This window comes from Rheinheimera pleomorphica (genome assembly GCF_011634895.1).
Classification (GTDB): domain Bacteria; phylum Pseudomonadota; class Gammaproteobacteria; order Enterobacterales; family Alteromonadaceae; genus Alishewanella; species Alishewanella pleomorphica.
Genome location: NZ_SIRR01000003.1, coordinates 189,407 through 211,162, shown reverse-complemented (window position 1 = coordinate 211,162; position 21,756 = coordinate 189,407). Strand labels below are relative to the sequence as shown.

22 protein-coding genes and 1 riboswitch are annotated in these 21,756 nt (G+C 50.5%); of the genes, 11 read left to right on the top strand and 11 right to left on the bottom strand.

Annotated elements, in window-relative coordinates; translation table 11 throughout:
• Window positions 1–62: 62 nt before the first annotated feature.
• Together bfr (EYB30_RS02080) and bfr (EYB30_RS02075) are read right to left on the bottom strand one after the other, a co-directional pair.
• Window positions 63–530: a bacterioferritin gene (gene bfr / locus EYB30_RS02080; RefSeq protein WP_166836535.1), complete on the bottom strand. Its 468-nt coding sequence runs from the start codon at window positions 528–530 to the stop codon at window positions 63–65.
• Window positions 531–1,004: a bacterioferritin gene (bfr, locus tag EYB30_RS02075; RefSeq protein WP_166836533.1), complete on the bottom strand. Its 474-nt coding sequence runs from the start codon at window positions 1,002–1,004 to the stop codon at window positions 531–533.
• Between the two features lie 256 nt (window positions 1,005–1,260).
• On the opposite strand from bfr (EYB30_RS02075), the gene EYB30_RS02070 reads away from it, so the two are divergent.
• The 4 genes from EYB30_RS02070 to EYB30_RS02055 all read left to right on the top strand — a co-directional run bounded on the left by EYB30_RS02070 (window position 1,261) and on the right by EYB30_RS02055 (window position 3,952).
• Entirely contained in the window at window positions 1,261–2,763 is a 1,503-nt protein-coding gene (locus EYB30_RS02070) for a S10 family peptidase (RefSeq protein WP_166836531.1), read from the top strand.
• A 314-nt stretch (window positions 2,764–3,077) separates the two neighbouring features.
• Window positions 3,078–3,293 (top strand): class IIb bacteriocin, lactobin A/cerein 7B family, encoded by a 216-nt coding sequence (locus EYB30_RS02065; protein ID WP_166836529.1) that lies wholly within the window; start codon window positions 3,078–3,080, stop codon window positions 3,291–3,293.
• Window positions 3,294–3,313: 20 nt separating this feature from the next.
• A complete protein-coding gene (locus EYB30_RS02060; RefSeq protein ID WP_166836527.1) occupies window positions 3,314–3,532 on the top strand; it encodes a hypothetical protein in 219 nt (72 codons plus the stop codon).
• A gap of 54 nt (window positions 3,533–3,586) precedes the next feature.
• Complete coding sequence (locus tag EYB30_RS02055; protein WP_166836525.1) at window positions 3,587–3,952, top strand: hypothetical protein; 366 nt, start codon at window positions 3,587–3,589, stop codon at window positions 3,950–3,952.
• Between the two features lie 317 nt (window positions 3,953–4,269).
• On the opposite strand, the gene EYB30_RS02050 is transcribed toward EYB30_RS02055, so the two are convergent.
• Complete coding sequence (locus EYB30_RS02050; RefSeq protein ID WP_166836523.1) at window positions 4,270–5,130, bottom strand: DMT family transporter; 861 nt, start codon at window positions 5,128–5,130, stop codon at window positions 4,270–4,272.
• 147 nt (window positions 5,131–5,277) lie between these two features.
• Here EYB30_RS02050 and EYB30_RS02045 point away from each other — a divergent pair, with 147 nt between their 5' ends.
• The gene (locus EYB30_RS02045; RefSeq protein WP_166836521.1) at window positions 5,278–5,907 is read left to right on the top strand and encodes a hypothetical protein; all 630 of its coding nucleotides are present in this window, start codon (window positions 5,278–5,280) and stop codon (window positions 5,905–5,907) included.
• Between the two features lie 45 nt (window positions 5,908–5,952).
• On the opposite strand, the gene EYB30_RS02040 is transcribed toward EYB30_RS02045, so the two are convergent.
• Window positions 5,953–8,073 carry a S9 family peptidase gene (locus EYB30_RS02040; RefSeq protein ID WP_166836519.1) on the bottom strand — a complete coding sequence of 707 codons (2,121 nt, stop codon included), beginning with the start codon at window positions 8,071–8,073 and terminating at the stop codon, window positions 5,953–5,955.
• A gap of 189 nt (window positions 8,074–8,262) precedes the next feature.
• On the opposite strand from EYB30_RS02040, the gene EYB30_RS02035 reads away from it, so the two are divergent.
• Window positions 8,263–8,445, top strand: a complete 183-nt coding sequence (locus EYB30_RS02035; protein ID WP_166836517.1) for a helix-turn-helix domain-containing protein — start codon at window positions 8,263–8,265, stop codon at window positions 8,443–8,445.
• Here the strand turns inward: EYB30_RS02035 and EYB30_RS02030 are convergent.
• From EYB30_RS02030 to EYB30_RS02010, 5 genes are all read right to left on the bottom strand, one after another.
• Window positions 8,440–9,327: a phosphotransferase gene (locus EYB30_RS02030; RefSeq protein ID WP_206674543.1), complete on the bottom strand. Its 888-nt coding sequence runs from the start codon at window positions 9,325–9,327 to the stop codon at window positions 8,440–8,442. The genes EYB30_RS02035 and EYB30_RS02030 overlap by 6 nt on opposite strands.
• The gene (pnuC, locus tag EYB30_RS02025) at window positions 9,279–9,908 is read right to left on the bottom strand and encodes a nicotinamide riboside transporter PnuC (RefSeq protein ID WP_166836515.1); all 630 of its coding nucleotides are present in this window, start codon (window positions 9,906–9,908) and stop codon (window positions 9,279–9,281) included. Before pnuC ends, EYB30_RS02030 begins: the two co-directional genes overlap by 49 nt.
• Window positions 9,905–10,153 (bottom strand): YkoF family thiamine/hydroxymethylpyrimidine-binding protein, encoded by a 249-nt coding sequence (locus EYB30_RS02020; RefSeq protein ID WP_166836512.1) that lies wholly within the window; start codon window positions 10,151–10,153, stop codon window positions 9,905–9,907. Before EYB30_RS02020 ends, pnuC begins: the two co-directional genes overlap by 4 nt.
• Before the next feature lie 10 nt (window positions 10,154–10,163).
• Window positions 10,164–12,251: a TonB-dependent receptor gene (locus tag EYB30_RS02015; protein ID WP_166836510.1), complete on the bottom strand. Its 2,088-nt coding sequence runs from the start codon at window positions 12,249–12,251 to the stop codon at window positions 10,164–10,166.
• Window positions 12,252–12,289: 38 nt separating this feature from the next.
• A riboswitch (TPP riboswitch) is annotated at window positions 12,290–12,386 on the bottom strand.
• Between the two features lie 96 nt (window positions 12,387–12,482).
• A complete protein-coding gene (locus tag EYB30_RS02010) occupies window positions 12,483–14,117 on the bottom strand; it encodes a methyl-accepting chemotaxis protein (RefSeq protein ID WP_166836508.1) in 1,635 nt (544 codons plus the stop codon).
• Window positions 14,118–14,260: 143 nt separating this feature from the next.
• Between EYB30_RS02010 and EYB30_RS02005 the strand changes: the two genes are divergently transcribed.
• The 4 genes from EYB30_RS02005 (at window position 14,261) to EYB30_RS01990 (ending at window position 17,695) form a co-directional block, all read left to right on the top strand.
• On the top strand, window positions 14,261–14,590 hold the full coding sequence (locus EYB30_RS02005; RefSeq protein WP_166836506.1) for a metalloregulator ArsR/SmtB family transcription factor: 330 nt from the start codon (window positions 14,261–14,263) through the stop codon (window positions 14,588–14,590).
• Window positions 14,591–14,601: 11 nt separating this feature from the next.
• Entirely contained in the window at window positions 14,602–15,612 is a 1,011-nt protein-coding gene (locus EYB30_RS02000) for an ArsJ-associated glyceraldehyde-3-phosphate dehydrogenase (RefSeq protein WP_166836504.1), read from the top strand.
• Between the two features lie 2 nt (window positions 15,613–15,614).
• The gene (arsJ, locus tag EYB30_RS01995; RefSeq protein ID WP_166836502.1) at window positions 15,615–16,829 is read left to right on the top strand and encodes an organoarsenical effux MFS transporter ArsJ; all 1,215 of its coding nucleotides are present in this window, start codon (window positions 15,615–15,617) and stop codon (window positions 16,827–16,829) included.
• Between the two features lie 104 nt (window positions 16,830–16,933).
• Window positions 16,934–17,695 carry a VIT1/CCC1 transporter family protein gene (locus EYB30_RS01990; RefSeq protein ID WP_166836500.1) on the top strand — a complete coding sequence of 254 codons (762 nt, stop codon included), beginning with the start codon at window positions 16,934–16,936 and terminating at the stop codon, window positions 17,693–17,695.
• A 96-nt stretch (window positions 17,696–17,791) separates the two neighbouring features.
• Here the strand turns inward: EYB30_RS01990 and mgtE are convergent, their stop codons facing one another.
• Window positions 17,792–19,135 carry a magnesium transporter gene (mgtE, locus tag EYB30_RS01985; RefSeq protein ID WP_166836498.1) on the bottom strand — a complete coding sequence of 448 codons (1,344 nt, stop codon included), beginning with the start codon at window positions 19,133–19,135 and terminating at the stop codon, window positions 17,792–17,794.
• A gap of 186 nt (window positions 19,136–19,321) precedes the next feature.
• Here mgtE and EYB30_RS01980 point away from each other — a divergent pair, with 186 nt between their 5' ends.
• On the top strand, window positions 19,322–20,938 hold the full coding sequence (locus EYB30_RS01980; RefSeq protein ID WP_166836496.1) for a BamA/TamA family outer membrane protein: 1,617 nt from the start codon (window positions 19,322–19,324) through the stop codon (window positions 20,936–20,938).
• Window positions 20,939–20,945: 7 nt separating this feature from the next.
• Here EYB30_RS01980 and mutM read toward each other — a convergent pair whose 3' ends face one another.
• A complete protein-coding gene (gene mutM, locus EYB30_RS01975) occupies window positions 20,946–21,755 on the bottom strand; it encodes a bifunctional DNA-formamidopyrimidine glycosylase/DNA-(apurinic or apyrimidinic site) lyase (protein WP_166836494.1) in 810 nt (269 codons plus the stop codon).
• Window position 21,756: the final 1 nt, after the last annotated feature.

Here is a 21,756-nt window from a genome sequence, read left to right as displayed (position 1 = left end):
TCGGCGCCAGTCACAGCAAGACTATAGCTTGCTGTGACTGAGAGACGGCATCGCTTAGATTGTCACATCTGCGATTGCAGGTAATTGGGCAGGCCCAGCAGTTTAATCAGATTCAGCTGTTGCTCCAGCCAGTGGGCGTGATCTTGTTCAGTGTCGTCCAGTAACTGCTGTAACATAGCGCGGGTCACGTAATCCTGTTCACGCTCACACAAGGCCATGGTTTGCTTCAGCAGCTTTTGTACCGCGTATTCCACATTGAGGTCATTTTGCAGCATGCTGGGTACATCATGGCCAACGTGAATGGCGTCACGCTTACTCATATCCGGCACACCTTCTAAAAAGATAATGCGTTCAATCAAGGCAGAAGCGTGGCCTTTTTCATCGTCAAACTCATGGTCGATACGTTCAAACAGCTTATGCAGGCCCCAGTCGTGGTACATGCGCGAGTGAATAAAATACTGATCCATTGCCGCCAACTCATTGGCCAGCAGCACATTCAGCGCATCGATAATGGTGTTATTGCCTTTCATTTACTCGCTCCCCAGCTGTGCCTGCAGGTAATTTGCCAGCCCCATAGTGCTGATCTGATGCTGCTGGGTTTCCAGCCAGTCCAGATGTTCTTCTTCGTATTCCAGGATCTCGGTCAGTATGTCGCGGCTAACGTAATCCTGCTCAGCTTCACACAAGGCTATAGTGGCGCGCAGCAAAGGTAATTGCTCAAGCTGAAAATCCATATCGCACTGCAGCATTTCCGGTGTATCTTCACCAATGCGTAATTTGCCCAGCGCCTGCAAATTGGGCAGCCCTTCCAGCATTAAAATACGCTCAATCAGCTCATCAGCCTGCTTCATATCTTTAATCGATTTTTTGTAGCACACATCATTCAATGCCTTTAAGCCCCAGTTTTTATAAATGCGGGCATGTAAAAAATACTGATTGATCGAGGTTAATTCCGCTGTCAGCACTTCGTTTAGTTTTGACAGTACCTGTGGATGACCTTTCATTGCGCTAACCTTGCTCTAGTCGCCAAAATTGTGCCGACAAGTGTAGACCATAACCGCATGATTGGCAAAATTATGTTTAAATTCAACAATATACCACTGATAACAATTCGCATTATTAACCTGTTTCGCGTCAGCTTTTCACTAGAGTAAGAACCGCAGCGTTTTTCCGGCCGCTGGCCGCAAGCCTTTTGTGTTTTTTCGTTTTTTGCGTTACACAGGAAGGCGACAATAACAATGCACCTTAACCGGGGGAACCATGAAACTTACTACAGCTTTTGCCCTGCTGTTGCTCGTTGGCAGCACGCTGCTACAGGCCTCAGAGCGGCAGATTGAAATTGACAGCAAGGTTGTCACCGAGCATAAAACCGAAGTAAATGGCAAACGCTTTAGTTACAGCGCCACTACCGGTACCCAACCAGTGTGGGATGATGAGGGCAACCCGACGGCCACCTTGTTTTATACCTACTATCAGCGCAGTGATATTAAAGATCGCAGCAAACGGCCGCTACTGATCTCGTTTAATGGTGGCCCGGGCTCAGCATCGGTATGGATGCATGTGGCTTACACCGGCCCCAAAGTGCTGAATGTCGATGACGAAGGTTATCCGCTGCAGCCTTATGGCGTAAAAACCAACCCCTACTCAGTGCTGGACGTGGCCGACATTGTGTTTGTAAACCCGGTGAATACCGGTTACTCACGCGTGCTGCCAGGTAAAGATGGCAAGATGCCCTCTAAAGATCAGCAGCAGAAGATGTTCTTTGGCGTGAATGCTGATGTGAAATACCTGGCCGAGTGGATCAATACCTTTGTTACGCGTAACGAACGTTGGCAATCACCTAAATTTTTAATCGGTGAAAGCTATGGCACCACCCGCGTCTCCGGCCTGGCGCTGGCGCTACAAAACCAGCAGTGGATGTACTTAAACGGCGTAGTTTTGGTTTCCCCTACTGATTTAGGCATCTCACGCGATGGCCCGGTAAAAGCCGCTAACCGTCTGCCGTATTTTGCTGCTACCGCCTGGTATCACAACAAGCTGGCAAGCGCGCTACAGCAAAAAGACTTATACGATATTCTGCCCGAAGTAGAACAGTTTACGTTAAACCAGTACCTGCCGGCACTGGCTAAAGGCAATGCCATCAGTGACGAAGAAAAACAGCGCATTGCGCAGCAAGTCGCCAGCTACTCCGGTTTATCACTTCAGGCGGTACTGCAAAATAACCTGGAAATTCCTACCAGCTACTACTGGAAAGAACTGCTGCGTGACCGTGGCCAGACGGTCGGCCGGTTAGACTCGCGCTATTTAGGTATAGACAAGCGCGACGCCGGTGACAAACCTGACTACAATGCCGAGCTGACCTCCTGGCTGCACTCGTTTACGCCGGCGATTAACCACTATATCCGCTCAGAGTTAAACTACAACACCGACATCAAATACAATATGTTTGGCCCGGTGCACCCGTGGGACAGATCTGATGACAACACCGGCGAAAACCTGCGCCAGGCCATGGCACAAAACCCTTATTTAAAAGTGTTAACTCAGTCAGGCTACTATGATGGCGCCACCAACTATTTTGATGGCAAATACAATATGTGGCAGTTAGACCCCAGCGGCAAAATGAAACACCGCTTAAGTTTTAAAGGCTACCGCAGCGGCCATATGATGTACCTGCGCGCTGAAGACCTGCAAAAATCTAACGAAGACTTACGTCAGTTTATCTTAAACGCCCTGCCAGCAGAGGGTGTAGCCGCAAAGTACTGATTAGCTAAAATCATACCAATGGTAAGAGGTTTTTTGTTATAACAAACAACCTCTTATTGATAACAGCTGTGGTAATTTTCAAGTATTGTTTATCCCAAACTACTTAATTATCGTAATGCATAGTGACAAACGAAAGCCGTATTCAACCGTTACGGTTTTATCGCCTGAAAGCACAACCCCAGATAATTCACTGCCCAGCCTCACTAGAACTTAAACTGTTATATTTAACAGTACATTAGCCAATAAATTTCCAGTTATATTACCACCGTCAGACAATTGCTGAATCTGACAAAGTAATCTGATGGAGATAAAAAATGAAAGAAATTAATAAAAATGAACTAGAAATTATTTCTGGTGGAGCCTGGACTGCAGAGCATGGCATTTCCGGAGGCCTGGCCGGTGGTTTGGGTGGTGCTGGAGTAGCAGCCGGTTACATCGCCCTGGCAAGCAATCCTGTCGGCTGGGTTGCTATGGGCATAATTGGCGGTGGGGCTGCGATCGGCGCCTTGTATAAAATGGCATTATATTAATGTTGAGAGGAGTCGAACTTATGAAAGAACTAACTTCAATTGAGATATCTGATGTTGCTGGCGGGAATACTTATGCCCGAGATCTAGTTGCCGCCGGAGCAGCTGGTGCAATTTCAGGTGGTGGCTTTGGTATAACCGCAGGCGGTTTTGGCGCTGGTCCTGTAGGGGCCATTGCCGGAGGTATCATCGGCGGAGGCATAGGTTTTCTTGCTGGCATGGTATCTTACGCATTACATTAGATATGTGACGGGCAGCATTGAGCTGCCCTTTTAAACGTGTGAGGATGCATAGAAATGAGACTTCGCTCTAATACAAACATCATAATGAATATGGCAATTTTTCTGCCTCTGCCGACTCTAATAACTTATGTTATTAATCCAGACTTTGTTTATTTAGTACTTTGTTTAGCCGTTATTATTGCAATAGCAGCTAAATTTTTACCCTACTTTAGCTTTAAAAATCACAAATACTACTACCGGTACAGCCCATTTCTTCCAGCGGTAGCAATTGACAATGTGGATATTACTGAAAAAACCATAACGATATTCGGTAAAAATAAAATGATTTTTCAGTATGAAGATTGCTCGACTAAAGCTTATCTTGCCGAAAAAATCAGCCTGTTAACGAATAACCCTGAAATAGGCGTTCAAGCGTTATAGTACAGCACTACTTTAAAGTCGTCCGGTCAGGATTAGATTACCAACTTCTACTATACCGCTACCGGTAAGGGTGATCCGCTCGATGCTCAAGGTGTCTCTAGCACTGTCAGCCTGCACCGCCAACAAAACTGCCAAATACGTCATGTTGTGTATGCCAGGCATGGTGCGTTCCATTAGGTGGGGATTAAAAGTTGTCGCCTTACAGACGCACACTACACAAATGAAAATAATTGTCATTTGTGCAGTCAAAGGAGAGGAACCCGTTAAAGGCCGTTCTACATTGAATTAGTACATAACAAGAAATGTGGTATATCAGGTTAGGTTTGGCGCCTTACCACTACCACCAGCGCGATACCGCCCAAAATCGCCAGTGCTGCCAGCAGCAAACGTAACGTAACCGGCTCTTGCAATAGCACTACCCCACCTAGCGCCGCCAAGAGTGGCACGCTTAACTGCACCGTCGCAGCAGTAGTTGCTTTTAATAGTGGTAAAGCGCTGTACCAAATGGCGTAACCGACACCTGAAGTTAAAGCGCCGGACAGCAGCGCATAGTAAATGCCGGCGCTATCTAGTGACGCCCGGTTAAGTAAAAGCAAACTTAGCAGCAACGCCATCGGCACCGTGCGGCTGAAATTACCGGCCGTAACCTGCAGCGGGTCGCCGGCGCCCTTGCCGCGTAACGAATATACGCCCCAGGCGATACCAGCAGTAATCATCAGCATAGCGCCGGTAAGAGGTGGTGCCGACAGCCCGGGTAATAACAACCCAATAAGCCCCGAGCAGGCCAGTAGCAAACCCAGCCACTGTGCTGTTGTAAAACGCTCACCACGCCACAAGCCAAAGGCTATCATGCTGGTTTGCACCGCGCCAAACAGGATCAACGCACCAATACCGGTATTTAGTTGTATATATGCCAAGGAAAAGCCAGCAGCATAAACGAACAACGCCAGTGCCGATAGCCAATTACCCTGCCCTCTCACTTTCATACTGTCATGGCGGTTTCTGTTACGCAGCATCACTAATACCCATAACACCACAGCACCGGATAGCAGCCGGATAGTGGTAAAACTGGCAGCGTCAATATTGGTATGGGCCAAAGCGATACGGCACAGTATAGAATTACCGGCAAAGGCAATAAGTGCCAGTAGGGTTAGCAGCGCAGCACGGCTGTAGAACATTAAAAGGCCCTAAGAAACAGAATCATCTGCTGCAGGCTAGCATTAAAACAAGACGGTTTATATTAGTTGTTATGCAGTCTGCCATTACGGCTCGGGAAATTGTCAGCTTGGCTATACTGTATTTAGTTGCCGCCACCGGATAGCTGTGTGAGACCATCTGCATTTGCTTTGTTGTTATTCATCTGTAGCTACACACTGGCACAACCGGTGCGTATTGGTATGCCGCTGGGTAACTCAGAGCTCAGGCAAAAGTTACAGCTGAAACTGGCATCAGCTTACACTGCACTTGGTTTTAGCCCGGAGTTTATCGAATTGCCGTCTAAGCGGCGCTTACGGCTGCTAATAGATGGCGAAATTGATGCCGATTTATTTCGTATCTGCCAATTGGATGAAGACCATGCCGAGTTACTGGTAGTACCGGCCGTGCTGGACACTTTGCGGTTAAATGCCTACAGCTTAAGCAGTGATAAACTAATGAACTGGCAACAACGCAACGATTTACTGATAAGCCACATCCGCGGTTTTAAAATGGCCGAACAGCAGGAGTTTGCCGGTGTAAGAGTACTGGTGAACAGTGACGCCCAAGCCTTTGGTTTAATGCTGCAAGGCCGGGTAGACATCGTGCTGGAGGACAGCCGCACCGCTGAGCGTTTTTTAGCCGCGCAGCAGGAAATCCAGCACATCAATAGGCTACATGTTGCTGATTTCACTGTGTGCCATATTATTCATGCCAGTTTGCAACCACTGCTGCCTGCTCTGGTACGACAGCTGCAATAAAAAACCGGGCGTTTAACCCGGTTTAGCATGTAAAACTGGCGTAATTTACTGCTTTATGCCGAGCAAATTCAGAATAAAGGCATATTCTTCAGCTATTTGCGCCTGACGGGCAAAGCGGCCAGATTTACCGCCGTGGCCGGCTTCCATTGTGGTTTTAAACAGTAATGGATTGTTGTCGGTTTTATGAGTGCGCAGTTTAGCCACCCATTTTGCCGGTTCAAAATACTGCACCTGTGAGTCATGCAAACCGGTGGTGACCAGCATGGCCGGGTAGTCCTGTTTGCTTATCTGATCATAAGGCGAGTATGACAGCATATAGTCGTAATAGGCTTTCTGCTTTGGGTTACCCCACTCGTCAAACTCGTTTGTCGTCAGCGGTATACTTTCATCCAGCATGGTGGTGACAACATCAACAAAGGGTACGTGTGCTACCAGACCACGGTATTTCTCAGGAGCCATATTAGCCACCGCGCCCATCAGCAAGCCACCGGCACTGCCGCCCATACCAAAGACTTTATCCTTGGCTGCATAGCCCTGGCCTACCAGATAATCGGTGACGTCAATATAGTCATTGAAGGTATTAATTTTGTGCATCAGCTTGCCATCTTCATACCAGTGCCGGCCCATTTCCTGACCACCGCGGATATGGGCAATAGCAAACACAAAGCCACGGTCTACCAGCGATAACACCGTTGAGCGAAACGATGGATCCATTGAAGCGCCGTAGGAGCCATAAGCATACTGGTACAGCGGCGCTGTGCCATCACGCTTAAAGTCTTTTTTATACAGCAACGACACTGGCACCTTTACACCATCCCGTGCGGTAGCCCATACCCGATCAGTAACGTAGTTGTTTTTATCAAAACCACCCGGTACTTCCGTTTGCTTCAGTAATGTTTTTTCACCGGTTTGCATATTCAGTTCAAACACGCTGGCCGGTGTGGTAAGCGAAGTATAGGTGTAGCGCAGTAAATTGGTGTTTTGCTGTGGATTGACTTCAAAGCCGGCGACATAAGCCGCTTCATCTGAGGCGACGTAAAACGCTTTATCCGGCGCATTCCACGGCATCACTTTAATGCGACGCAGGCCATCGCTACGTTCGTTAATGGCCAGGTAGTCTTTAAATGCTTTAAAACCCTGAATAAACACGCTGTCACTGTGGGCGATAAGCGGTTGCCACTGGCTACGATCGCCAATGTTATCGGCAGCCACCGTCATCATACGGTAATTCGGTGCCTGCCAGTCGGTTTGGATAATCCAACGGCCATCAAGGTGATCAGCGCTGTATTTTATATCGCGCTCGCGCGGTGCCAGGCTGGTAAATTTGCTGCCAGGCTTACTGGCATCCTGCACCTGCATTTCACTGGATACCGTGCTGCTAGAGTAGATGATGACATAGTTGTCGTCGGTGCTGTTGCCCACGCCCATATAAAAGCTGTTGTCTTTTTCTTCATACACCAGAGTGGCTGTCGCCGGGTCCTGCCCCAGTTTATGTTGCAGTACCTGGGTGCTTAGCAGGGTTACAGGATCATTTTTAACCACATATAACGTTTTGCTGTCTTTGGCCCAGGCGATGCTGGACGATAAGCCTGTTAACACATCGGGCAAATCCTGGCCGGTGCGTAAATCACGTACTTTTAGCACATACTGACGCCGGCCGCTGTCATCTTCCATATACGCAATAAAGTTTTGATCCGGGCTTACCTGCCAGTTCGACACCGCGTAATAGCTTTTGCCTTTTGCCAGCTCGTTAACATCCAGCATAACCTGCTCAGTGCCATCTTTTAGCGCTTTACGCAAGTAAATCGGATACTCTTTGCCGGTTTCATAGCGACTGTAATAGCTGTAATCGCCCTTGGTGTAAGGTACTGAGCTGTCGTCCTGCTTAATCCGACCGATAATTTCGCTGGTCAGCTTATCAGTTAACGGCTGATACGCTTTGGCATACTGCTCAACATAAGCATTTTCACGGTGCAGGTAATCCAGCACTGTCGGCGAGGTACGGCTGTCGTCACGCAACCAGTAGTAAGGGTCTTGTCTGTCACCGTGTGGCGACGTTACCGTGTAAGGCTGTTGCACCGCCAGCGGGGCGCTCAGCTCTGCAGCGACTAAGCCGGTACTTAACAGGCTGCCGCACAGCAGCAGCGCAATGGCACTTTTTTGCATTCAGGTTATCTCCGCATTTAACTGGCGCTGAAATTAACATAAAGCTTACACTGCCACTACGTAGTGGCGGGAAAAAAGTGTAACCGGGTGTGTGCAACAACGGTTTTAACCGCTTGTTTAGCAGACACTATTCACAAATGCTGCAAACTGAGCTATTACTATCAGGCTGATTTGAGAAAGGAAAACAAGATGGCGTTAATGACAGTAGATCAAGTGGCAGAGTTTCTTGGGGTACAGGCAATACGGGTAGAACGGCTGGCACGAGAAAACTTATTAGTGCCGGCAGATAAAGACAGCGACGGCAAACCGATGTTTGATGCTGAAGATGTCAAACGTTATAAAACACTGGCCGAGCGGCTGGGCGGCTTATAATTTCTGCGCTGCTTTGGCGCTTGCCACTAACTGCGTTAAACACTGTTGCCAATGCAGCGCCTGTGCTCCAGCGTCGGGCAGTGCCAGATACCACAACCAGCAGAAGCCACTGTATACCTGCCTGGCCAAAGGCAATTTTTGTTTAAGCAAAGCCAGCAGCTCTGGCTCAGCCCGTTGCGAGGCATAGTCAGAGAGCAATTGATGTATTTGTACTGGCGTTAAGGCAAAATGCAAACTGATTGCGGCTAAATCAAGACTGCTATCAGCGCGCTGGCTATATTCAAAATCAAGCAACCACAATCGGTTATTGGCAAACAATAAATTACCAGCATGTAAATCCAGGTGACATAACACTATATCCGCTGCCAGTTGCTGCAGCTGCGTTGCCGCTTCGGCTAATGGCCTCAGTAACGCCGGAGAGGCCTGATGGCCGACGGGCAAGGTGTCGATCAGTTGTTGCAGGTAATTGCAATAATCCAACTCTGCGGTTTGCACCGGTAACAGATGAAAGCCACTTAATGCCGATACCAACGCAGCATGGCCATGCTGCAGATAGTTAAACGGCACGCCAGCGGCGATATACTCGCTTAACATGACTTGATAATGGTTATTTAAACACAGCGGTGCCGGTGCCAGGTTTTTGGCTGCCGCCGCATGTTGGCAGCGCAGTTCTTGCTGGCGGCAGACGGCAGAGTCTGACGGGTAACAGCGCAGTACATATTCGCCCTGACTGGTTTTAACATAGTAACTCTGGTTGCTCTCACCCTGCGATAAGGCCGCAACCTGGAGCGGCGGCTGAGCAACGAAAAACTCCAACCGCTGACACAGCCGTGTTACGTGCTCAAGCTCACTGCCGGTTGCTGCTGATAATGACTGCGCCAAATAAAGTACCCAACTAGTGCAATAACGGTATACAGCATAAACAAGCCGGTTAAGAAATACAGGTGTTTTTCTGCATAAACATAAATAGATACCGCATCTATTACTACCCAGTACAGCCAGTTTGACACCAGCTTGCGCGCTACCAGCCAGGTTGCCATCACGCTAAATACGGTGGTTTGCGCATCTATCCAGGCAAAATCGGCCGACGTGTAATTGGTCATAAAAGCGCCCAGCAACAGGCCGGCCACTGCCGTTACTGCAATCAGCAACAGATGACGCTGCCAGCGCCATTCATACACCGGGCCACGCTCGGCCACGCTGCACTGCTGTAACTGACGCCAGCGCCACCAACCATACAACGCCATAGCCGCATAATACAGCTGCAGCAACGCATCGGACAACAGCGCCGACTGCCACATCACATGGGTAAATAAAATAGTGCTTAACAGCGCTGCCGGCCAGCACCACAGGCTTTGTTTAAGCGCCAGAATGACGTAAGCCAGCGCCAGCACAGTGGCAATAAGCTCAATGCTGTGCATCAGCTGCCACTGTTGTATGGCCTGGCTTAGCAGGTCATTCATGGCCGCAAATCACCGTGAATAAACTTCGCCACAAACACGACCTTACCGTAGCGCTCGAACGACCACTTTATGCAGGCCTGCAGCGCCTGCATTACCGTGTCATATTCGCCAAACAGCTGGGTACTCATGGTGTTAGTGGTTACCTGAATATCCGGGTATTGGTTCAACTGCTCAATAAAGCCTTTAATCGGCGTAATGTAGTCGTCCGCCAGCGGGTACTTACTAATTTCAACCGAAAGTTGCATTACCTTCTCCTTAAAACTGATAGCTGGCGCTTACACCAAAGCGGCGCGGCTCAGCAAACTGCTCGTAGACATGGCTCTGGTAGCCATCACGCGGGTCGTTACCAAAGTAGAAGCCGCGCACACCAATGTCCTGATCCAGCGCATTACGGCTCCACAATGCCAGCTCCCAGCCAGCTAACTGGTAACTTAAACGCGCCCCTAACAGCTCGTAACGTGTTGAGCGGGCATTATGGCCATCAGAGTAAAAGAAGCTGTCTTTACCCTGCAGGCTCAGGTTAAACGTCAGGCTGTCAGTGATATACCAATCGCCAGCCAGGCTGTACTGAAACCGCGGCGCCTGCGCCTGCTCACGACCGCTGAAATTATCGCCATCCAGTGTTATGTAGTTACCAAGTTTGGTTTTCAGCCAGCTGGCTGATAAAAACAGCGCCAGTTGCGGATGCAGCTGCAAGCGGTTTTCCATCTCAATACCGTAATTACGGCCACTGCCGGCGTTATCAATAAAACCAGCAAACTGTGGGCCGCTATTCGGGTTTAGCCAGCCTTTTACCTGCATATCATCGCGCCACATATAAAACGCGGCCACCCGTGCCGTAATGCTTTGATCCAGCGCGCTGCCTTTAACACCAAATTCAGCGTTATATAAGGTTTCCGGCAAAAAGCTGGCTTTGCTGTTCAGCTCGGCTAAATTGCCATCAGCGGCTTTTGCCAGCGCATCACCATTCACCCCACCGGCTTTGTAACCACGTGACGCCAATAAATAAATAAGCGCCTGCTTATTCACCTGGTAATTCAGGCTGATATTGGCCCCCCACATAGTGTCATGGTTTTTAATGGCATTGGCGCTGCTGTCACTGTAGTCATCGTCGTAGCGCTCCAAACGCAGGCCAGACACCAGGCTCCAGCCACCATTCAGCGGTGTAGTTAGCTCGGCGTAAACTGCAGCATTAGTGCGGCTTAAACTGCTGGCAAAGCTGTCGGCCTGCCACAGATCCCAATTCCAGAACTGGCGGGTTAAATCAAAGGTTTTACTGGCCGCATATAGCCCCAACACCCAGTCGCTGTTGCCCAGCTTACCTTGTGGAGTCGAGACAAAACGATAATCCAGCGTTAACTGGTCGCGTGCACGCAAATAGCGGTCGGTGGTAGAGTATTCGTCCGGGTGAATACCGACATAGCTCCAGTCTTCATCAAAGCCGTAATCACTGTCTGCCGTTAACCAACTTAACTGGCCCTGGAAATTAGCCAACGCCAGAGCGCTGTAATCCATCTTAATCGCCAGTGCTTTGCTGCGGATCTGATCCTGGCCCGGCTGGTCTGATAAGGTGGTGCGGTTGCGATCCAGCGAAAAAGCATCATAGCCATTATCCTGATCGGTCAAATGCGCAATAAACTGCAGTGTCAGGTTGTCCGCCGCCTGATAACCCAGCTTAAAACGGCCGCTAAATTCATCGATATTGTTGGTATTGTCGCGGTTTAAAAAAGCATTGTCGATAAAACCGTCTGAGGTTTGCTGCTCCAGCGCCAGGCTGTAACCCAGTTTACTGTTGATGCTGTAACTAAACTGGCCGGCAAATTGGCGGCTGTCATAATTGGCCAGCGTCGCACTGACTTTGCCTTCAGCTGTCGCCGTGGGGCCCTTGCTGGTTAAATTCAGCATGCCTGCTAAGGCATTAGCGCCAAAACGGCTAGCCTCCGGGCCGCGAAATACTTCAAGCTGGGCAATATCGCTAATGCCGGTAATGCCAAGACCAGAGTAGTCAATGCCGTCGATTAAAATACCCACCGACGGATTTATCGTATCGACAAACTCGCTGCGCTCACCAATACCACGAATTTGAATATAACGGCCACGCGAGGCACCGGCGGCAAAGTTCACATTGGCAAACTGGCTGAGTAAGTCATCCAGGTGCTGCGCCGAGGTACGCTTAACGTCCTGCTCAGTCACCACCGCAATGCTACCAGAGAGCTGCTGCACCGACTGCTGGCGTAGATCACCCTGCACGGTAATACGCTCAATGGCCGTTTCGGCATCACTGGCTAAAACAACGAAACTGCTGCACACAGCTAAAGATAAAATTGAGGGTAAAACACGCATTGTTGTATGAATCTCCAAACTTCAGAGATCACACCAGCTTGAGGAGTTAGCACCATCCCTCCGCCGGTATAATCCGGATCAGGTTCTAAGGGTTCGCCTTACGGCATCTCAGCAAATGCACCCCTTGGTTGCGCGGCAAGTGTAAAGTGTTTTATTTATACATGCAATGGACAAACACCGCGTTGCTGCGGTGTTTTCCGGATAGATGATAAGTTGACGTTCGACTAAAGATTAGCGGGTAGCAAACACCTGCCAGTCAGCGTTAAGCTGGCAGGCCAACTGAGTTAACTGCTCGCTGGCACCGGTGGCTGCCGCTGCACTGCCACTTAGCTGGCCAATGTTATCGTTTAATTGATGAATACTGCTGGCAATCTCATTCGCCACCAGCTGCTGTTGGCCGGTGGCGCTACAAATACTCAGGTTGGCACTGGCAATCTGCTCAACGGCACCGGCCAGCTGTGCAAAGCGTTGGCCGGTATCCTGCGCCAGCTGCACACTGCTGTCGGCTTGCTGATGTGCCTGCTGCATCACCGCTACCGCGCTGGCCGCCTGCTGTTGTAGCACAGTTACCATGGTATTAATTGACTCCGTCGCCTGCTGGGTATTGGCCGACAAGGTACGCACTTCATCGGCCACCACTGAAAAGCCCCGGCCTGCTTCACCGGCCCGGGCCGCCTCAATCGCCGCATTAAGCGCCAGTAGATTGGTCTGCTCTGATATTTTGCGGATCACATCCACCACTGCAGAGATTTGGCCAGACTCTTGCTGCAGTTTTTGCACCACCGCTGCGCTTTGTGTCAGTTGCTGCGCCAAAGCAGTAATGCCATCGGCACTATCTGCAGCAACACCACGACCGGACAAACATAACTGCTCGGCTTGCTGTGCCGCCTGCGCCGCGCCGCGGGCATTATCGGCTACATCCTGTACACTGGCACTCATTTGTTCGACCGCGGTGGCAAGTTGTGCCGCCTGCCCGGCCTGATTCGCCGCACTGCGGCTAACCGCATCGCTGCTTTGAAATACCGTCGCTGCCTGCCCGTTTAACGCCGTGGCACTATTACCCAGTTTCTGTACCAGCTGTTCAAAATGACCAATCATCTGGTTTAACGCCCTGGCAGCAACAGCAATTTCATCTTTGCCTTGCGTGTTAGCACGCAGGCTTAAATCCGAGTGCTGCTGCACCGCTTGCAGCAAATCACGCAGCGCCCATAATGGCCGGCATACTGAGCGCTGCACCCGCCAAATCAGCAGGCTGATCACCAGCAACAGCACTATGCCTGCCAGCAGAAACCCCTGCACCAACTGCGCCGTAAAGTGCTTGGCGTCGTCACGCACTGTGGCACCGGCGGCTAACTGTTGCTGAATAAAGGCCTCGCCTAACTTAGTAAAGCCGGTAATACGCAGTTCAATTTCATTATTGACCGTCGACTCGTTCAGAATACGCACCAGCAGTGCATCACTGCCGGCATAGCTTATCCATTCTTCATAATGCTTCACGGCTTTGCTAAACGCTTGATCAAGCTCAGTATAATGCTCAGCATTGTCTACTGTTGGCCGCTTGGTGACAAAGGCCTGCCAGTGCTGTTGTGCTGTAGCCAACTGCTGTTTTATCGCCTGTTCGGTCGCCTCTGCCGAGGCCCAGCCGGTGCGATATTTGCGGATATCCTGCAGGGCACTTTGCTGCAAAATTTGTTGCACGGCCATCACGTCTGACAAAATGGCCAGATGATCGTCATACAGCTGATTAAACAATTTGTCTTTTTGCTGGATGCTGAGAAAAGCTGCCCCCAGCACCAACGCTAACAGCAGAAGCGGAATAATACCCAGCAGTAATACACGGTGAGAGATAGACAACCTGGACAGCATAACAAGCCCATTTAGCAAGGAATTTAGCTGCGCAGTCTAGTCAGGCCAAATGACATTTGTATGACAATGGTGTTGACTGTCATTAAAGCGTCATATTTACTCTGCATTATTACATATGAAAAAACAGATATAGTCTAAGTATTATGGACCCAATAGTGTTTTACAAAGCCATTGCCGATGCAACCCGTCTCAGGGCGATGCTGCTACTTTGGCACAATAACGAACTCTGTGTATGCGATTTAATGCAGGCGCTGGACGAAAGTCAGCCCAAAGTGTCGCGCCATCTGGCCATATTAAAACAGGCCGGTCTGGTACAGCATCGTAAACAAGGACTCTGGGTTTACTATTCTCTGCCGCCAACACTGGCAAGCTGGGCACTGACAGTGCTGCAACAAACGGCTGAGCATAATGCCGGCTTTATTCACCCTAATCTGGCCCGGTTGGCACTAAACCCGGCGAACACTTGCTGCTAAGGAGCGAACTTATGACAATTAAGATCGGCATTAATGGTTTTGGCCGTATTGGCCGGCTGGCACTACGTGCAGCCTTTGACTGGCCGGAATTTGACTTTGTGCAGATTAATGACCCAGCCGCCGATGCCGCCACCTTCGCGCATTTGTTAAACTTTGACTCGGTACACGGTATCTGGCACCACAATGCCACCGCCGACGGCGATAGCCTGCTGATTAACGGCAAACGTATTGCGGTCAGCCAACATAAAGCCATAACCGATACCGACTGGTCAGGCTGTGATGTGGTGATTGAAGCCTCCGGCAAAATGAAAAGCCAGGCGGTGTTAGCGGCGTATTTAGCCCAGGGCGTAAAACGGGTGGTGGTCAGTGCTCCGGTGAAAGAGCCCGGCGTACTAAACGTGGTAATGGGTGTTAACCAGCAGCTGTATAACAAAGATTTGCACCCTATTGTTACCGCTGCCAGCTGTACCACGAATTGTCTGGCGCCAGTGGTAAAGGTGATCCACGAAACACTGGGCATTAAGCATGGCAGCATTACCACGATTCACGATTTAACCAACACCCAGAGCATACTGGATACCCCGCACAAAGACTTACGCCGCGCCCGCGCCTGTGGCAGTAGCTTAATTCCTACCACCACCGGCTCGGCTACCGCCATTACCGAAATTTTCCCGGAGTTAAAAGGCCGCTTAAATGGCCATGCCGTGCGGGTGCCACTGGCCAATGCTTCATTAACGGATTGCGTGTTTGAGGTAGAACGCGCCACCACTGCCGATGAAGTTAACGCCCTGCTCAAAGCCGCCGCTGAGGGCGAGCTAACAGGTATTCTTGGTTATGAAGAACGCCCTCTGGTATCGGTAGATTATAAAACTGACCCGCGCTCCAGCATTATCGATGCGCTCTCAACCCTGGTCGTTAACGGCACTCAGGTAAAAATTTATGCCTGGTACGACAACGAATGGGGCTACGCCAACCGCACTGTGGAACTGGCCAAACTGGTTGGCCTACAGGACAAAACCTGAACATGTTCACTCATTTAAGCGCGCAGGTAAGGCAGTATCTGCTGGTAACCGCCAACTACTGGGCCTTTACCCTGACTGATGGCGCCCTGCGCATGCTGGTGGTGCTGCATTTTTACAGCTTAGGCTATAGCGGCCTGGCCATTGCCATGCTGTTTTTGTTTTATGAAATATTTGGTGTTATTACCAATTTAGTCGGCGGCTGGCTGGGCGCCCGTATTGGCCTGAACAACACCATGAATATCGGCTTACTGCTGCAAATTCTGGCGCTGGCTATGCTGCTGTTACCCGCTGAGTACTTAATTGTCCCCTGGGTCATGGCAGCACAGGCGCTGTCGGGCATTGCCAAAGACTTGAACAAAATGAGCGCTAAAAGCAGCATTAAACTGCTGGTAGCCGACCATGCCCAAAGCACGCTATTTAAGTGGGTCGCCCTGCTTACCGGCTCGAAAAATGCGTTAAAAGGCATCGGCTTTTTTGTTGGCGGCCTGCTGCTAAGTTTGTACGGCTTTCAACTGGCGATACTGCTGATGTTGCTAATGCTGCTGACTGTCTGGTTAATCAGCTTATGGCGGTTAAAAGCCGATTTGGGCAAAGCCAACTACAAAGCCAAATTTAGGGATTTGCTGTCGAAAAGCCGCGCCATCAATGTACTGTCTGCGGCGCGCATGTTGCTGTTTGGCGCGCGCGATGTCTGGTTTGTTATAGCGCTGCCGCTCACCCTGGCCAGCCAGTTTGGCTGGAGCCATTGGGCCGTAGGCAGTTTTCTCGCGCTGTGGGTCATTGGCTATGGCGCCGTGCAAAGTGTCGCGCCACTGATCACCGGGGTGCGCTCCGGCGCTAACCGCCTGCCCGATGGCAACACACTTACGCTGTGGGCCTTGCTGCTGTGCGCTATTCCGGCCGCTATTGCCATAGCACTGCAGCTGAACTGGCACAGCGACATGGTGCTGTTAGGCGGTTTATTGCTATTTGGCGCGGTATTTGCCGTTAACTCATCCTTACACAGCTATATGATTGTGCGCTACGCCAACAGCGACGGCGTGTCACTGGATGTCGGCTTTTACTACATGGCCAATGCCATGGGCCGCCTTATTGGCACGGTATTGTCAGGCTGGATGTATCAGCAGGCGGGTTTAGCGGCCTGCTTATGGCTGTCCAGCGCTATGCTGGTGGCCACTGTGCTGGTATCGGCTTTACTACCAAAACAGGCGGCATGACAATCGCTTAGCACTGCTCTACACTGCAGTAGCGTTGCGGCTTATTCGGATCAGAGAGTGCTTAACCTGCACCCACGTCAGCACCTAAGGCGAGATGTCATTATATGAATAGTGAGAAAGAGAAAAAGCTCATCAATGAACACCGCCCAGAAGCAATAAGAGAAAGGTTAAAGAGACCTGCAAAGGAAAACATAATCTCTGACGCCGTCCTGGGTGGTATTGACGGATGCGTAACCACCTTTGCCGTTGTGTCAGGTGTGGTTGGCGCAGGGCTCCCTCCTTCTGTAGCTTTAGTGTTGGGCTTTGCCAATCTTATAGCAGACGGTTTTAGCATGGCTGTCAGCAACTATGAATCAATAAAAACAGACAGAGAGTTTATTCAAAAGATTCGAGACACAGAAAAAGAACACATCGACAATATACCCTCAGGTGAACGTGAAGAGCTTCGTCAAATATTCAATAATAAAGGGTTCTCTGGGCCAGTGCTGGAAAAGATCGTTGACACTATAAGTGCCGACAAACACTTATGGATAGAAACCATGTTGACAGAAGAGCATGGGGTTCAAAAAACCAGCCGAAATCCGGTCAGGGCAGCGAGCGCGACATTTGCATCATTTGTCATAATTGGCTCCATGCCTTTAATACCCTTTCTTGTTACAGGGCTAGAAAAGAACACCCAGTTTTTTATCAGTGCATCGCTCGCGGCGTTGATGTTTTTTGCTATTGGCGCAATGAAAAGTGTGATGCTATCTAAATCAGCAGTTCGTTCTGGCATGGGTACCCTGTTAACCGGTGGCACAGCCGCAGGGTTGGCCTTTTTCGCAGGTTACGCCCTGAGAGAAATATTTGGCATCGCTGCACTATAAAAAATTGCAGAACAGGCTTTGCTTAAATTCACACCCGGGCAGCCAATTACCGACATTGAAGGGGTGCCGGTTGAAATCAGCTTTGATTGGTTGTGACTACAAGCCCAAATACCAGGTGGCGATAGAAAAATACAGCACCACGCCGGCGACGTCGGCGATAGAGGTAATCAGCGGGCCGCTGGCGGTGGCGGGGTCGAGCTTAAAGCGGCTGAGCAAAAAGGGTAGCGACAAGCCGATTAGACTGCCGGCCAGTACAACCAGCATCATGGTTAAGGCCACGACGACAGCTATGTCATAGCCACCGCGCCACCAACCTAAGCCGACGACGGCTGCGGCCATGGTCAGGCCGAGCAAGCCGGCGACCAGGCATTCTTTACCCAGTAAATAGCCCCAGTCGCGCAGTTTAATTTCACCGGTAGCCAACGCACGCACCATTAGGGTGCCGGACTGGGCACCGGCATTGCCGCTACTGCCAATTAGCAGCGGCAGGAAAAACAGCAGCGCGACATGAGCGGCAATGGTACCTTCAAAATAGGCAATGCCCGCACCAGAGAAAATGTTACCAAACACTAAAATAACCAGCCACAACACGCGTTTGCGGTACAACAAACCAATACCGGCGTCCTTTACACTGGTTTCCAGCTTGCCGATGGTGGCGGTTTTGTGAAAGTCTTCGGTGGCTTCGGCAGCGACAACGTCCATCGCATCGTCGTAGGTGACAATGCCCACCATCTGGTGCTCACTGTTAACAATGGGCAGCGCCAGTAAGTCGTACTTAGCAATCAGCGCAGCGACATCTTCCTGCGGCATCTCTACACTGGCGTAAATCGGGTCGTGGTTAATCAGCTCTTCTATCGGCATTTGCAGCGGCGCCAGAATAAGGTCGCGCAAGGTCACTACGCCAATCAGCTTGCGGGTCGCGTCCACCACATAGGCGGTATAAATGGTTTCTTTATCCGGTGCTTCACGCCGTAAAGACTCCAGCGCCTGCGCTACCGTCAGCTGCTGCGCTAAAATAGCATAATCCGATGTCATAATAGCGCCGGCTGTGCCTTCTTCGTGCGAGCTTAGCCGCAGCAAATCTTCACGCTCGGCCTGGGCCAGGGCCGGTAGCAAGGTTTCGCGCTGCTCTTCACTTAAGCGGTTAAATAAGTCGGCGCGCTCATCAGACGACATCTGGCGGATAATCGGCGCCAGCTTGCGCCGGCTAATGCTGATGGACAATGTGACCTGTTCTTCAGCCGGTAAATAGCCGAATACTTCGGCTTGCTCAGCACGGGGAAATACCGTCAGCAGCGTCCATAAGTCCTGCGGTGCAAACTCGACCAGAGCAGCAGCCAAATCAGCCGGGTGCACGTCATCCAGTTGCTCGCGCAATTGAGGCACGGTGTTCGATTCTAAAGCACTGCGTAGGGTGGCAATCAGCGTGGGTAGTTCCATAGCGTTTATCCCTTAGCAGTAATGAATTAACATATTGCTGAATAAGCAAAAAATGATTGCTATTTTATAAAGCATAGCGGTTAATCTCAACTGAATATCACAACAGGGTAAGATACTCAGCACAGGTTAAGGCAACTTTCAGCAAGCTGATCTACACTCGAAATACCACCGCAAATGGAGCCGTTAATGAAGATGAGGTTTAGTATAAGCCTGCTTTTGCTGTTTACTGTACAGGTTTATGCTGACTGTCAGCCGGTGGCAGAAAACCAGTTTCTGACCAACGATGCCGGCGTTACCATTCGTGATATCAGCTATACACCGAATAACATCTTTGATTTAACCGATCCAAAATCATTCTGGTTGCATGAGTTTGCCAACTATACCCACACTGTTACCCAACCCACTGTACTGGCCGAGGATGTACTGTTTCGCCCGGGTGACGCCCTGCAACTGCAAGAGCTGGACGAAACCGAACGCTTGCTGCGCAGCCGGCGTTACCTGCGCGAGGCTGAGGTAAAAATCAGCCATTTTTGCGCCAGCGACAATAGCGTTATTGTCAATGTCAGTACCTGGGATAACTGGTCTTTACTACCCACCCTGGACTTTTCCAGCGAGGGCGGCCGCAGTAAGAGTGCCTTTGGCTTTGAAGAGGATAACCTGCTCGGCACGGGTAACCGGCTAAACCTGCTATACAAACGCGACAGCGAGCGCAGCGGTGTCGGCTTTGTGCTGTTTTCGCCCAATATGTTTGGCAAGTTCTGGAATGGCACCGCCGCTTACAGCAACAACAGCGACGGAGATAATTATCAGCTTAGCGTTAACCGGCCATTCTACCGGCTGTCATCGCCCTGGGCGCTGGGGTTTGAGGTGGATAGCACTACGGAAGATGTTTATGAATATGATGCCGGTGAAGAGTACAACAGTTTTAGCCGCAAACGCGAGCATGCCAAAGCTGAGTTTGGTTACCGCCTGCATCCACTAAGCCATAATATTCACCGCTTGCGCTTTGCTATAGAGCTGGAAGATGTGCAATTTAGCGCCAATGAACGCACGCTGTTTGGCTTGCCAGAGCAGCGCAATCTATCGGCCTGGTGGCTGGAGTATGAGCTGGTAAGGGCCGATTATAAAAAGCTGTTTAATATTGACTCGTTTAACCGCACAGAAGATTTTAACTTTGGTTGGCAACTTAATGCCCGCCTCGGCCAATACAGTGAGCAACTGGGTGCCGACAACGATGCGCTGTTCTGGCAGCTCAGTGCGGCAAAAAACTGGCAACTGGCCGCAGATCTGTTTTTACTGGCTGACGCACGCTGGCTGCAGCGCCAGTTCGACCAGCCGCAGTATCTTGTCAGCAATCACTGGCAGCTGATTAAACAACTGGATGACTACCATAGCCTGGCCGGCAAGCTTAGCCTGGACAAAGGCAATAACCTGTTTCGTGATGAGCCTTTGTATATTGGCGGTGACGACCAGTTGCGTGCTTACCCCAGCTATTTCAGAAGTGGTGAGGCCCGTGCTGTGCTCACCGCGGAATACCGCCGCTATACCGATTGGTCGCTATGGCAGCTACTTGATGTCGCTTTTGCCGGCTATATCGACGCCGGTAAAATCTGGCAAACGGCCGAGCAGGACGCAAATACCTCCGCCGGCGGCACGTTGGTGGGGGTGGGTGCCGGTATCCGGCTGCTGTCTAATCACTCCAGCCGGGGTACCTTAATTCATATCGATTTAACCAAAGCGCTAAGCGACAACGACAATTTAAGCGGTGTAGAGCTGCGTATTACCGCCACCCGGGGCTTCTAAGTCAGCGTTAGCGTTGACATTGGGGGCAAAACACCGTGCTGCGCTGGCCAAGCCGAATTTCACTTAACTGCGTGCCACAGGTTACACAAGGCTGGCCGCCGCGGCCATATACCAGCAGTTGCTGGGCAAAATAGCCCGGCTTACCATCGGCCTGGCTAAAATCTTTTAACGTAGTGCCGCCCTGTTTAATCGCTGCGGCCAGGGTGTCTTTTATCACCGGCAATAGCTTTGCCAGCTGCTGAGGCGTGACCGCTTTGGCCGGTTTGGACGGTAAAATGCCGGCTTTAAACAACGCTTCATTAGCGTAAATATTACCCACGCCGACCACAACCTGGTTATCCATCAGCACCAGCTTGGCCGCGCTGCTGCGTTTGGCAAAAGCAGCGCTTAAATGGGCCAGATTAAAATTATCACTGAGCGGCTCTGGCCCCAGACTGGCCAGCAACGGATGCACCTGGCCTTTTTGCTGCCACAGCACAGCGCCAAAGCGGCGGGTATCGTTTAACCTCAGCAGCATGCCACTATCCAACACAAAATCGATATGATCATGTTTCGTCGCTGGCGTATCGGCGCTCAGCACCTTTAAATGGCCCGACATGCCCAGATGCAAAATAATGTCACCCGCTGGCAGCTGAATAAGCAAATACTTAGCCCGGCGCGTGACCGACAGGATCGGCTGATTTAACTGCGATAACACTTCATCCGGCACCCACCAACGCAGCTGACGCTGGCGTGCGACGACTTTAATTAATTGCTGGTTGTGCAGATAAGGGCTAATGCCCTGACGCGACACTTCTACTTCTGGTAATTCCGGCACT